Here is a 13,042-nt window from a genome sequence, read left to right as displayed (position 1 = left end):
ACTCAAATCTGTCACCTCCTCATGGAATGATTCGTAACAAGTGGCCATACCCAACGGTTCATCCAACTCATTCATCATACCATATTACGGAAAAATAACTTATGTGATACGATAGCAGCAAAACACCGGGGTCCCATGCTCGCAGCCTTCCAAATAAGAAACCATTAGGGGACGTGATCGATCTTGCTGGTACATCTTAACCGTACATTTCTTTCGCTCCGCACGAAATTTATGATCTTGTTCATGGCTCTGATTACGATACCGTTCATGATCAGCGGCGCTTTCACGTATACAAAATACGCGGCGAATGTCGAGCAAAGCACCAAAAATTACACACTGCAGATCGTCGATCAAATTCGGATTAATCTGGACAGGTATGTGAAGGAGATCGATAGATTGACCCTGTCTCCGCTGTACGATCCCAACGTGCTTGCCATTCTGAAAAACCACAGCAGCTCCTATCAGAAAGGGGTCTATTTGACTGCTGAGGAACAGTTTAAAATGAATTTGTTTATCTCCTCAATGGCTTTTGAGCGGTCAGAAATTGAAAGCATTCTCATCTTCACCGACGACGGCAGCATGTTCAGCAATTCGGATACGAGCGTCATGAACTATTGGTCGCAGGATACGAATAACTGGATGGCAGATGACATCCTGGAGGACGGTGGGCTCACGATTAATCCCCCTCATACGGTCTCCTATTACACCTCTGGACCAAAAACGGTCGTATCTTTGTCACGCCTGATTCGTGAGCCCTATACCCATAGCAAAATTGGCTATATCAAGGTCGATCTCAAAACGGAAGGCTTTGAAAACATCTTTTCCTCGGTTCAATTCGGCAATAACAGCAAGCTGTACATTTATGATCAAAAAGGGACGATCCTGTATCCCCAAGCTTCAGCATCGGAGCCTGACCTGAACGATCCGGGATTGTTAAGCGCTTCAACCCGATCCAAATATACAGGGCTGCAAATATGGGGCCAGATTCCACTGGCGGAGCTGCGAAAGGAAGCCAAGGATATCACCAGTTACACCTTGATGATCTCTCTGATATCGCTCGCGGCGGCTCTGCTGCTGGCCGTCCTTTCCTCTGATCGGTTGGTCAAGCCTATCCGGCATTTGCAGAGTAAGATGGAGCTGGTCAAAAAAGGTTTTTTCAAAGAACGGGCCATCGTGTCCACCCATGATGAGATCGGGCAATTGACCGAAGTGTTTAACCGGATGGTGGGGGAAATTGAACGTCTCGTGCGTGAAGTGTATGAAACCAAATTGCGTGAACGGGATGCGGAAATATCGGCGCTGCAGAGCCAGATGAATCCCCATTTTCTGTACAACACCTTAGAATCGATCAATATGATGGCAGTCAAGCATCATTATCTGGCGCTCTCGGATGTCGTAACCAATCTGGGCAAATTGCTGAGATATACCGTGGATAAACGCCAGACGTTTGTATATTTGCGAGATGAGGTTCGATTTGTAGAAGCTTATTTGCAAATTCAGGAGCTGCGCAGCGGTGACCGTTTGCGTGCGGAAATTTTCATTGATCCTTCACTGCAAATCGTGCTTGTGCTCAAGCTGATCCTGCAGCCGCTTGTAGAAAACGTCATTGAGCATGGCATGGGCAGCGAGCCGGTGACCATCAGGATCAGAGCAGTAACGGAAAACGACGATTTGATCGTATCCGTGGAGGACGATGGTTTGGGGATGGACGAAGCAGAGATGGAGCAGGTGCTGCGCCGCATCGATTATGCCGGGGAAGATCCCTACGTCAAGCAGGAATTCGGGCACAAGAGCAGCGGTTACGCGCTTCGCAACGTCCATCAGCGAATCCGGCTTTTGTATGGAAAGCCATACGGGCTCGTCCTGCGTAAAAATGCACATAAAGGAATGACGGTGCTCATTCGATTACCGTTCCAATGGGAGGAATAACATGTACAGTATTATGCTTGTTGAGGATGAGGATCTGATCAGACAAGGCTTGAAGACGCTGATTGAAGACGTTATCGGTGGATTTAAGGTAACGCAGGAGGCTAAGAATGGCCGGGAGGCTCTGGAAGCGATGAAACGTTGTCTTCCCGATTGCATTATTACCGACATCCGTATGCGGAATATGAATGGGCTTGAAATGATTGAGCAGGTGCGGCACAATTTTCCCGATATTGCGATTCTGGTGATCAGCGGCTATGGGGATTTTGAATATGTAAAAAAAGCGCTCCGTTTCAAGGTCGATGATTATTTGTTGAAGCCGGTCGATAGAGTGGAATTGACGCAATACTTAACCCAGCTCAAGGAACGACTGGATGAAAAGAACAGCAGCGTAGTCCACAAACATTCTTTTGCACCTGACGCTCCTATAGAGGAGAACGAGAAAAAAATTATCCGTGAGGTCCGGGAAATCATCCATGCCCATCTGGGGCAGGACATCTCTCTTCAATTCATTGCCAATAAAGTACATATGAATACTCAATACTTATCGTATTTATTCAAGCTGGAAACCGGACAAAACTTTGTCGATTATGTAATTCAATGCCGTATGGAACGGGCCAAGCAGCTGCTGCAGGAGACGAATTTAAAGGTCTACGAAATCGCCAAGCTGTCAGGATATGACAATGCCAAATATTTTATGACCGTGTTCAAGCAGCTGACCGGTACTACCCCTTCGGATTTTCGGGAAAGCCACCCGCGCTAGCTTACGCATAACACTCGAAATTTTGAACCATAACTCGAATCTTTTGGATTTTTCCGGGTACGGTTTTTTACTATTATAGAGGTGTAAGCGCTTATAAAAGTGATCTATGAAGGGGAATCGAATATGAAAAGACATTTGTCGCTGGTTTTGCTTTCTGTATTGGCCCTAAGCTCCATCATCGGGTGTTCAGCAGGAGCGGACACAGCCAAGGGAACGACGGCTGCGCCTAAGCCGGGAGAAGTTAAGAAGACTGACAAGGAAGCGCCTAAAGAAGAGGTGCTGCTGAAGGTCGGAATGTGGGGAGAAAACGATTCACGCAAAAAGATACTGGAGGCGTACGTCCAGCAATTCACCGCCAAAAATCCACATATCAAGGTAGAGTTCATGCTCGTTCCGTTTGCCGATTACCAACAAAAACTTTCCATTATGGTCGCCTCCAGAACGGCACCGGATCTCGTATGGATGTCGGATAAAATGATTCCGCAGTTTATCGAAGCCAAGCAGTTGGCGGATATCTCTGAGATTCAGAACGATAAGGCCTATGATTTTAACGATAACATCCCTTCGAGCTTTCAACGTTTGAAAAAAGACGGCAAGCTCTACGGCGTACCCTTTCTGAACCCGCCGAAGGTGATCTTCTATAACAAGACACTGTTTAAGGAAAAAGGACTCAAAACTCCATTAGAGCAGTACAAGGATGGCAAATGGACCTACGATGAATATATCCAGGCAGCCAAGACGATTAGCGACCCATCCAAGGGCATTTACGGAAATTTCCTAATCACAGCCAACGGCTGGAAGGCTTGGGAGGATGCTTTCCTGGATACCTTCTGGGCGTACGGAGCCGACTTCATGAATGAGGAAAGCACCAAGTTTATGTTGAATAGTCCTGAGGGTGAAAAAGCCTTCCAGCTCATATCGGATATGATGTTCAAGGATCAAATCCATCCGAAGCCAGGGGATCAAATCACATTCGAAGGCGGAAAAATCGGGATGTCCCGGCAAAATTACGCTTATGTCAATACAGCCAGAAATATCAAAAATTTCGAATGGGATATCGCTCCGATGCCCAAGGGTCCGAACACCGATGCACCAGCAGCAACAGGACTGGCCGCATATTCTGTCATGCAGGAATCCAAGCATAAACCGGAGGCTCTCGAGCTGTTGAAGTTTATGACAAGTAAAGAGGCTATGACCGAGTTCGCCTTTATGTACGTGCCGAACCGCAGCTCCGTTCTGGCTTCAGATGCACTGACCAAGGGCTTCGAATCCCCAACCAAGGAAGGCATTAAAGCGGCGCTGATCGATCCGATGAACGGAAAGCTCAGAGCGCAAAACGCCCATAAAAACTGGCAGCAAATCGATGTGAAGGTTCAGACGATCATTGACCTGCTGTATACCCGCAACATGACACCGAAGGAAATGCTCAAAAAAATGGAGGAAGAAGTCACCCCATTGATGAAATAAGCAGCACGTAATGTCAGGTTTATGACATCCCCTTCGCCAAGCCCGCGCTTGGCGATATTTCTTGAACCTATTTTACCGAAGGAAGGAACCGTCTACCTTGTTAAACAGTGCGAAATTCATGCAGCGCGAGAAATGGTACGGTTATCTGTTCATTTTACCGATGGTGATCGGGTATGCGCTATTTTTGTTAGGTCCTATTATCGCGGCATTTACGATGAGCTTTACGGATTGGTCATTAATTAAGGAAGAGCAGTTTATTGGTCTGGGGAATTATATCAAGGCGTTTACCAAGGACCCTGTTTTCTGGAGCACCGTATGGAACTCCCTTTACTTCACGCTTGTATTTGTACCGCTTAATATCGTACTGACATTGGCCTTGGCCTTATTGCTCAAGGATAAGATTTTGGGTGTCGGCTTTTTTAGAACCGCTATTTTCACGCCTGTAGTTACCTCAATAGTAGTATGGGCAACCGTCTGGAAATATATTTTCCAAACTGACAACGGACTCGTTAATTCCATATTGCGCATAGTTGGCATTACGGGACCTGCTTGGCTCTATGATCTTTCACTGGCGATGCCGACGGTTATTATCGTGACGCTGCTCAAGGGGCTCGGGATCAACATGGTGATCTTTTTGGCGGCGCTGAACGATGTCCCCCACATGTACTATGAGGCAGCCAGGATTGATGGAGCCAGCAGGTGGGCAACCTTTCGCAACGTGACGCTTCCGCTGATCACTCCCTCCGTGTTCATGGTCGTCATGATTACGATGATCGGATCATTGAAGGTATTCGGGCAAATTTACGTGCTGACCGGAGGCGGACCGGGAACAAGCACCTATGTGTTCGTCTATTATATTTACGAGCAGGCGTTCAAAATGTACGAATTTGGTTATGCCTCGGCGGTAGCGTTTATCCTGTTTTTCATTATTTTCGTTCTGACGATCCTGCAATGGAGCTTGAGGAGAAGGTGGGTGCATCATGAGCAATAAAAAGTGGTCAAAAGCTGTAAAAGCCATTCCGAAATACACAGTGCTGCTGGTGATTACCAGCTTTATTCTGATTCCGTTTTATTGGATGGTCAGCACATCGCTGAAGGATTTCCAGCAAGCCTTATCGTTTCCACCACAGTGGATACCTAGTCCAATCCAATGGAGCAATTACTTTGACCTGTTTGCGAAGCAGCCCTTTCATTTGTATCTATTCAACAGCTTGTATATCGCCGCTCTGGTCACAATCGGAACCTGCCTGTTTGCCGCGCTGGCCGGTTATGCCTTTGCCAAGATCGCCTTCCCATGGAAAAATGCTACTTTTCTGATACTCCTGAGCAGTATGATGATTCCTACGGAAATCACTACGATCCCCTTGTTTATATGGTTGTCCAAAATCGGATTGGTGGACACGCATTTTCCGCTTATTGTCCCTCCGATGCTTGGAGCTGGCGGGATGTTCGGTGTTTTCCTGTACCGTCAGTTTTTTATCACGATTCCGAATGATCTTGATGAAGCCGCCAAAATTGACGGATGCACGCCATGGACCACTTTTCGCAAAATCATGCTGCCACTGGCCTCGCCTGCGATAGCTACCTTGTCGATTTTGACTTTTCTGCACAGCTGGAATGAGTTTTTTGAGCCATTGGTATATTTGAACAGCAGTAAGCTGTATACCATTCCGCTTGCGCTTTCTTTATTCACCTCGGATAGCGGAACAGAATGGCACCTGGTGATGGCTGCTTCAGTTGTGGCCACCCTCCCACTACTCACGGTGTTTTTCTTCGCACAGAAAAAATTTATCGAGGGAGTAGCCATGACAGGCTTAAAGTAAGCAAGCTGTTTACCATGCATAAAATCCAATTATTTTGCCATAGTAAAGAAGTAGTTCTCTTGCATATTACGATACCTGGAGGTTATGGATATGGCAAAACATACAGAAACGAGCTGGAAGCCAAACCAGCCCATCAACCAGCTGTTCAATTCCGTCAATAAAGTAACAAGTGCGGTAGAGCAAGCGGCCTCGCATCCCAGCGAGCAGTTGATCGAGCAAGCGCACAATGCGTTGGAGCGGGCAGATAACGGGCTGACGAACACACTTAAAATCGAAGATAATGAAGAGGCGCTTCAGCAGCTGCAAGAGCAATTGGATGACAATCGTGAGCTCTTGCAACAAGCGGAAGCTCAAGCTATCAAGAACGAACAGTAGGATTACTTACAAAAGGTCTGTCCATTTGGGGGCAGCCTTTTTCAGTTTGATGTCCCCCCGGTCTCTTACATGCTGCTTTGCCCCTCCGTTGCAGTTCTTTTCTCAGTGAAAAAGTAAAGCAAGGCAATAATCGGCATGAAGAATCCGATAAGAGAGGTAAAACTCCAGCCCCCATAGGCATAAGCCCAACCACCCAATGAGGAGCCTATAGCTCCACCAATGAAAAAAACAGCCATGAATAGTCCATTCAGTCGCCCTCTCGCCTTACTCCCCAATGAATAAATCACACGCTGCCCAAGAACAAGATTTCCTGATATGGCCATATCCAGTGTGATTGCAGAAATAAAGAGCAGAATAAGAGCTGTAGTTGAATGGCTATTGAAAAGATGGATTAACAAAAAGGACAAGGCGGCAATGACCATAGCAAGCCCGGTTAACCATTTGCTCCACCCTTTATCCGCCAACCTCCCAGCAATCGGCGCTGCAATAGCTCCTCCTACACCCACTAAGGCAAACCATGCAATACCTGTTTGAGACATTCCGAAATCATCCGCCAATCGTAAAGGAACCACGGTCCAAAAGAGACTGAAGGCTCCAAACAAGCAGGCTTGATAAAAGGCACGGCGGCGTAATGCAGGTGTTTGTTTGAATATAGTGCCTAAGGAAATAATTAATTTACCGTAGGAAACCGATGGCGATGGTTTGCGCTCTGGAAGAACAAATGCTAGCAGAACAGCCAATAACGTGATCACAATGGCCGATAAGACAAACACCGCTTGCCAGCCCCATATGCTGGTTATAAAGCTAGCTGTCGGCCTGGCAAACATAATTCCAAGCAAGAGGCCGCTCATCACATTGCCAACTACACGGCCGCGCTTTTCTTCAGACGCTAAATAGGTCGCATACGGCACCAGAATTTGAGCAACAACAGACCCAATACCGATAAATAAAGACGCAGTCAGGAACACCGTTGCATTGGGTGCAATTCCGGCTACAAGCAGAGCACCGACTGCTACCATTAACGATACAACTGTAAGTCGGCGATTTTCAACAATATCGCTGAGCGGTACGAGAAACAGGAGTCCTACAACATAACCGATTTGAGTTAAGGTGACGATCAGCCCTGCCGCTGTGGAGGAAAGGCCCGTAGAGACACGGATAGGACCTACTAGGGTCTGAGCATAATAGAGATTGGCAACGATCAGTCCACACGCGGCTGCCAACAAAAACATCATCCAGCTTGATATGTCGATATTCTCTTTCACTTGTTCCTCTTTCATAATAATCCTCCTCATAATTGTTTTCTGAGCGTGCGTCAGTATCATTCGTTATATAGTTTCTACTTCCATTAAATAAATACTGTACGTACAGTTTATTAATTTATAATCAAATAATATACTGAACGTATCGTTTTGTAAATAGGTGTTTTCATTTTCTTTTGAGATGAATCTTAGTATACTGAACGTATCGTTTATTTTTAGGGACAATTTACAAAAGGGGAGATTAAGCTTGCAGGGCAAAAAAGGGCGGCCTCGAAATGTTGAAACGCAAAATGCTATTCTTTCCGCTTCTTATTCTTTATTGTTGGAAAATGGATTCGGTGGGGTCACGGTTGAAAAAATTGCTGATCGTGCGAAGGTGAGCAAAGCTACGATATATAAATGGTGGCCTAATAAGGCAGCCGTAGTCATGGATGGTTTTATGTCTACGGCCACAGCAAGATTGCCCGTGCCTGACACGGGTTCAGTATTCGACGATATACTCATCCATGCCACAAATTTATTGAAGTTCTTAACTAGTCGGGAAGGTATCATCATTACGCAGCTATTAGGCGAAGGGCAGTTTGATCCGGCATTGGCAGAGGCCTATCGGACCCGATATTTCCGTCCTCGCCGGATGGAGGCCAGGAAGCTGATTGAACGAGGTATAGAGCGCGGGGAATTGAAAAACAATCTCGATATTGAATTATGCACGGATCTCATTTATGGGCCGATTTTCTATCGTCTGCTGGTAACAGGTGATCAACTGGACGAGTCCTATGTGCAGCAATTGGTCAAAACCGCATTCGCTGGAATCCGCTCGTCATGAAAACAAAATAAAAATAGCAGCGGCACTTAATCAAGTTTGATTAAGGTGCCGTTGTGCGGTGACACTATACTCTCTTTTTTAAACGTTCTCTCTTTTCAATGATTACTTGTCGGATGACAAGAATATAGCCCTATTCCAACCTGCTAAAAATCGCTGGTTTTTCTTATTATCGGAACACATTCTTTTTTCTAATCGATTTGGCATTGGCGTCTGGGTTTTGGTCGCGATCAGTTTTATGATTTTTGGACCCAAGAAAGCATTGTTGCATAAGTAGAGCGTGAAGATCGTCGCGCCCGCAGGCGATTAATCGTGAGTGTTTTGTAGCAATACATAAGTGCCGACTCTTTTGATGGAGTAATTGGTTATAATTCTAGTGGCAAAGCCGTAGAAAAAATAACAAGTGAACTATCATCTCTTTGGTAGCTTTTAATATCTGGGTAAACGTCAAACATCCCCCAACTTATAAAAAAGTTGCGGGATGTTTGACGTTTACGGAGGAGCACGGTATCTGAATTTACCGTTAAAAGTCCCCGGCGATATGAATTGTCGGCCATTAGATCAAAATTCGCTCATCCCTTTAGGGGATGCCATTTAGGTGATTTGTTCTGGCATCAAGGAGCTGACAATCAAAGACAACGTTTGCCTGTATACCGCATGAGCCGATTGTACATCTCCCAAGTGTCCACCATGGTAAAGATGAATAACGCCGTGGAGCGAGGCCCATACTATTCGTACAATGGATTCCGTGTCATACTGGCCAGGAATCCGTCCTTGCTCTTGCGCACTGCTGATCACGGTTATTAATTGCCGCATGGCTGTTACGGTGCCATGTACACTTTCCTCGTCCGGTTTGAAATCTGCAAAGGCTCCTCCGAACATCAACTTATAATAGCTGGAGTAACGCTGCCCGAATTGCCAAAATGTTTCGCCTAAATTCATCATATGCTGTACTGGATCAGCAGCTTGCGGCGGCGTCTCGAATTCGTTTGCGAGAAGCTTACAACCATCCAGATACAACTGCTGAGCCAAGCCCTCTTTATTAACAAACAAGCTATAAATAATTTTTGTCGAGCAACCCATTTTCTGCGATACTTTACGAACCGTAACGGCTTCCGGCCCCTCTTCTTGCAAGAGCGTTGCCGCAGCATCAACAACGAGCTTGCGGAGATTTTCGGTATTTTGCAAGCGAGCTTCTTGGTAGGTTTTCAACACTCGTGAGTTCGCATTGGAGGAGATATCTTGACTGTTCATAATCATCACCTTCGGTTATCGTGTTTGCATCAGGAAACAAATTTCCTGACTCTCTTGCAAGGAATTTTATACAGTTGTTAAACAGTTGTCAATGAGACGGTAGATATTCAAAGAGCATATTGACTTTCTAGAAAAGGCGGGTTACAATCAAACCATTCGGAAACACCGTTACCAAACGGTGCAATGATTCTTATCTTTTTAGGGCATTAGGAATTACTTATACTCTATTGGTAACAGTGTTTCTATATTATAACACAGTATTTAAAAGGGGAGTAGCATTATGATAATTCAAGGTAAATGGACGCTCGTCACAGGAGCTTCTTCTGGTATAGGAGAGCAATTCGCGAGACAACTAGCCAAACAAGGCAGCCACCTGATCCTCGTGGCTCGATCAACGAATAAGCTTGAGAGCCTGGCAGATGAGCTTAGAAAGAAGTATGGCATCAAAGCTGAGGTTATCTCAATGGATCTTGCGAAAGAGGGCGCACCCAGCGAGTTATATCGGCAATGTGAACTTTTGAAAGTGGATATCGAACTGCTAATCAATAATGCAGGCTTTGCTACACATGGTTTGTTCGAGCAAGTGTCAGGTGAGCGTCAACATGAAGAAGTTATGCTCAATGTCGCTGCTGTTGTAGATATGACGCACTTGTTTTTGCCAGGCATGTTGCGCAAAAGCTCAGGTGCAGTTATTAATGTGGCTTCAACCGCCGGATTTCAACCGCTTCCCTTTATGGCAGTATATGGGGCGACGAAAGCTTTCGTCCTGTCGTTTACTCAAGCGTTATGGTGGGAAAATCGCGACCGCGGCGTGAAATTCTTCGCACTTTGTCCTGGTTCGACGGACACCAGCTTTTTTAATGTTGTAGGAACGGAAGAAGCCTCTGTCGGAAAGAAAGATACGCCGGAAAGAGTCGTAGAGGTTGCACTTCGTGCGTTGAAGGAAGGGAAAATATATGTCGTTCCGGGTGTGCAGAATTATATCGGGGCGCAGTTATCGCGATTCATAACACGCAAGCAAGGTCTTCGACTTGTTGGAGGCATGCTTCGTCCACGTGGAGGATCCGGCAATAATAATAATAATTATAAGAATACAGGTAATCAATCTGATCTTGCAGGGAGGACAATTCAATGAAAGCTATACAACTGACAAACGGCTTCGGTTTTGAGGAATTAAACTTAACGGAACTCGACAAACCAACGCCAGGCCCCCATGAGGTGTTGATCCGCATGAAGGCAGCTTCTCTCAATTACCGGGATCTAGTGATCCTCAGCGGATTAATGCCGATTGAAATAAAATTCCCCTTCATTCCATTATCAGACGGAGCGGGAGAAATTGTAGCCGTTGGCCAAGGAGTAACAAGGTTCCAGGTCGGACACCGAGTAGCGGGTAATTTGCAACAGCGATTTTTTGCCGGCAACCCAAGACCTGGGGTATTAGAAGACAGTCTGGGAGGTCCGTTGAACGGAGTAGCGGCTGAGTATGTCGTTCTACATGAAGACGGAATCGTCCATATTCCCGATCACCTCACTTGGGAGGAGGCTGCCACACTGCCGATCGCGGCATTAACCGCATGGAGCATGCTAATCGAATACGGCGGTCTGCAAGCGGGGGATACCGTGCTGCTGCAAGGAACAGGCGGGGTTTCTATCTTCGGGCTTCAATTCGCTCTTATGGCTGGAGCACGAGCGATCATCACATCGAGCAGCAACACCAAGTTAGAACGAGCAAAAGCTCTCGGCGCATGGAAAACGATCAACTATTCGGAAGTTCCCGATTGGGATAAGGAAGCGCTAGAGCTGACTGGAGGCGTCGATCACGTTCTGGATGTTGGAGGAGCGTCTACGATGGTAAAATCCATAAATACGCTTCGCATTGGAGGGACCTTGAGTATGGTCGGATTCTTATCGGGCTTGACCATTCCGGAATACGATGTCACGAGCATCTTGCAGAAAGCCGCAACGATTCGCGGCAGTCAAGTCGGCAACCGGGATCACTTTGAAAAGATGAATCGAGCGATTGCCCATCATCGTTTACAACCCGTCGTCGACCGTGTATTCCCTCTGGATCGAATTGGAGAAGCATTCGCGCTCTTGGCTGAAGGAAAGCAATATTTTGGTAAAATCGTAGTTCAAATTTAAATCTCACATATAAGACACAGGAGGCACTCTAATGCCAAATACACAAGTTCGCTCCGTTAAATCTACTGAAGATGTGAATCGCCCTAAACGCTCACCGCGTAAAGTGCGCAGAGTGGGGCTATCGCTGCTTGCGGTGCTCCTTATTGGAGTCATTATTTTCTTGCTTATTCCTTCACCGATCGAACCGGCAAAATGGTCCGCGCCGACGGCCCCCTCTTTTGAGGAAGCGGGCCCTTGGAAACAGAACAACAAACTCAGCTCTGCTCAGCTTGTTACTGATGCCCCTAAATCCCCGGAATTCATTACCTTCGATAAGGAAGGCCAGCTATACACAGGAGATTCTGACGGGAAAATTTACAAGGTTGCTTTCGATGCAGAGGGCAATCCACAAAAGGCCCAAGTGTTTGCAGACACCAAAGGAACGCCTAATGGGCTTATATTCGATGCCAATGGCAATTTGATCGTTACTGATGTCAAGAAGGGACTCCTATCTATAAACCCATCCGGGAGCATAGAGGTATTGGCCGATCAAGTGGACGGCAAGCCGATCTATTTAGCTAACGAGCTTGATATTGCCAAGGACGGCGCAATTTATTTCTCCGATACCTCGAACTATGACAGTGTGACCTTCAAAGAAATTGCCGAGAACAAGCCGCATGGACGTTTGCTGAAGTATGATCCAAAGACCAAGCAGACGACTGTCCTGTTAGAAGGGCTCTATTTTGCAAACGGGGTTGCCTTGTCTGCGGATGAAGATTTTGTGCTTGTGGCGGAATCGTATCATTATCAGTTGACCAGATACTGGCTCAAGGGTCCAAAGAAAGGGACATCTGATATTTTTGCGGACAATCTCGCAGGTTTTCCAGACAACATTACGCGTGATGAGCAAGGTCATTTCTGGGTCGGTATCTTCACGACTCGCCTTTCCTTTGTAGATCAGATGCATAGCAACCCTTGGCTGGCCCGTACCATGGCCAAAATACCGCAGTCGCTGCTAAGCGGTGCAAGCGCACCGGCGAAGCATGGGATTGCTGTAGAGCTCAGCCCGCAGGGAGAGCTTATCGGAAGCTGGCACGATCCAGAAGGCACACTGTACGGCGTAACTACGGCTGTAAAACATAACGGATATTTATATATAGGAACGGCACCTGGAGGTAGCCTGGGCCTTCATCGCGTGCTTTTAACAAAATAATGTTGGAATCCGAGA

General features: G+C 46.4%; 12 protein-coding genes. 10 read left to right on the top strand and 2 right to left on the bottom strand.

Features of this window, described 5'->3' with window-relative positions:
* Window positions 1-183: 183 nt before the first annotated feature.
* From OB236_RS07860 to OB236_RS07835, 6 genes are all read left to right on the top strand, one after another.
* The gene (locus OB236_RS07860; protein WP_262683448.1) at window positions 184-1,929 is read left to right on the top strand and encodes a cache domain-containing sensor histidine kinase; all 1,746 of its coding nucleotides are present in this window, start codon (window positions 184-186) and stop codon (window positions 1,927-1,929) included.
* 1 nt (window position 1,930) lies between these two features.
* Window positions 1,931-2,689 (top strand): response regulator transcription factor, encoded by a 759-nt coding sequence (locus OB236_RS07855; RefSeq protein WP_262683447.1) that lies wholly within the window; start codon window positions 1,931-1,933, stop codon window positions 2,687-2,689.
* A gap of 123 nt (window positions 2,690-2,812) precedes the next feature.
* Window positions 2,813-4,156: an ABC transporter substrate-binding protein gene (locus tag OB236_RS07850; RefSeq protein ID WP_262683446.1), complete on the top strand. Its 1,344-nt coding sequence runs from the start codon at window positions 2,813-2,815 to the stop codon at window positions 4,154-4,156.
* Between the two features lie 97 nt (window positions 4,157-4,253).
* Complete coding sequence (locus tag OB236_RS07845; RefSeq protein WP_262683445.1) at window positions 4,254-5,147, top strand: carbohydrate ABC transporter permease; 894 nt, start codon at window positions 4,254-4,256, stop codon at window positions 5,145-5,147.
* Window positions 5,137-5,979 (top strand): carbohydrate ABC transporter permease, encoded by an 843-nt coding sequence (locus OB236_RS07840; RefSeq protein ID WP_076233831.1) that lies wholly within the window; start codon window positions 5,137-5,139, stop codon window positions 5,977-5,979. The genes OB236_RS07845 and OB236_RS07840 overlap by 11 nt, the downstream gene beginning before the upstream one ends.
* 90 nt (window positions 5,980-6,069) lie before the next feature.
* Entirely contained in the window at window positions 6,070-6,354 is a 285-nt protein-coding gene (locus tag OB236_RS07835) for a hypothetical protein (protein WP_262683444.1), read from the top strand.
* 65 nt (window positions 6,355-6,419) lie between these two features.
* On the opposite strand, the gene OB236_RS07830 is transcribed toward OB236_RS07835, so the two are convergent.
* Window positions 6,420-7,634, bottom strand: coding sequence for an MFS transporter (locus OB236_RS07830; RefSeq protein ID WP_262683443.1), 1,215 nt, complete (start codon window positions 7,632-7,634; stop codon window positions 6,420-6,422).
* 229 nt (window positions 7,635-7,863) lie between these two features.
* On the opposite strand from OB236_RS07830, the gene OB236_RS07825 reads away from it, so the two are divergent.
* Window positions 7,864-8,442: a TetR/AcrR family transcriptional regulator gene (locus tag OB236_RS07825; protein ID WP_262683442.1), complete on the top strand. Its 579-nt coding sequence runs from the start codon at window positions 7,864-7,866 to the stop codon at window positions 8,440-8,442.
* Window positions 8,443-9,033: 591 nt separating this feature from the next.
* Here the strand turns inward: OB236_RS07825 and OB236_RS07820 are convergent.
* On the bottom strand, window positions 9,034-9,693 hold the full coding sequence (locus OB236_RS07820; protein ID WP_262683441.1) for a TetR/AcrR family transcriptional regulator: 660 nt from the start codon (window positions 9,691-9,693) through the stop codon (window positions 9,034-9,036).
* A 280-nt stretch (window positions 9,694-9,973) separates the two neighbouring features.
* Here OB236_RS07820 and OB236_RS07815 point away from each other — a divergent pair, with 280 nt between their 5' ends.
* From OB236_RS07815 to OB236_RS07805, 3 genes are read left to right on the top strand one after another with little or no spacing between them, the layout of a single operon-like run.
* A complete protein-coding gene (locus OB236_RS07815; RefSeq protein WP_262683440.1) occupies window positions 9,974-10,828 on the top strand; it encodes an SDR family NAD(P)-dependent oxidoreductase in 855 nt (284 codons plus the stop codon).
* Window positions 10,825-11,835: a zinc-dependent alcohol dehydrogenase family protein gene (locus OB236_RS07810; protein WP_262683439.1), complete on the top strand. Its 1,011-nt coding sequence runs from the start codon at window positions 10,825-10,827 to the stop codon at window positions 11,833-11,835. Before OB236_RS07815 ends, OB236_RS07810 begins: the two co-directional genes overlap by 4 nt.
* Window positions 11,836-11,866: 31 nt before the next feature.
* Window positions 11,867-13,027: an SMP-30/gluconolactonase/LRE family protein gene (locus OB236_RS07805; protein WP_262683438.1), complete on the top strand. Its 1,161-nt coding sequence runs from the start codon at window positions 11,867-11,869 to the stop codon at window positions 13,025-13,027.
* Window positions 13,028-13,042: the final 15 nt, after the last annotated feature.

The organism is Paenibacillus baimaensis, from assembly GCF_025567575.1.
This window is presented reverse-complemented; position numbering and strand designations above follow the sequence as displayed.